The 478-nt window shown below is 70.3% G+C and carries 1 protein-coding gene; it reads right to left on the minus strand.

Going from position 1 to position 478, the window contains the following annotated elements; genetic code table 11:
- On the minus strand, positions 1–390 hold a 390-nt coding region (locus PUR56_RS34965), incomplete at its 3' end, for a ketoacyl-synthetase C-terminal extension domain-containing protein (protein ID WP_329951914.1).
- Between the last annotated feature and the right edge of the window lie 88 nt (positions 391–478).

Genomic DNA, 478 nt, shown 5'->3' on the forward strand with positions numbered 1-478 from the left:
GAGCACCACCGCCAGATGGGACAGCGCTGCACGGCGGGCTGCAGCTGAGGCGAGCGTGTTGAGATACCGATCGGCCACAAGTCGCAACTGCTGTGCCTGGGCACGGAGCGCCGCCTCGTCCGTACCGGACAACAGCACCGGAGCCAGTGGCAGGTCCACTGCTGCCACGGCGGCGGCCTCGACCGTCGGTGGCTCCTCCACGATCACGTGCGCGTTGGTGCCTATGACGCCGAACGCCGACACACCCGCCCGACGAGGCCGGTCCCCGGCGCTCCAGCGCCGCGACTCCGTCAGCAACTCGACGGCGCCCGCCGACCAGTTGACCTCGGTCGACGGCTCCTCCGCGTGCAGGGTGGCGGGCAGGCTCTCGGGCCGCAACGCCAGGCCCATCTAGATGATGCCGGCGACACCGGCCGCCGGCTGCGTGTGGCAGAAGTTGGACTACACCGACACGAGCCATAGCGGGTCACACCCGTCA

Source organism: Streptomyces sp. BE303 (genome assembly GCF_036290945.1).
GTDB lineage: Bacteria > Actinomycetota > Actinomycetes > Streptomycetales > Streptomycetaceae > Kitasatospora.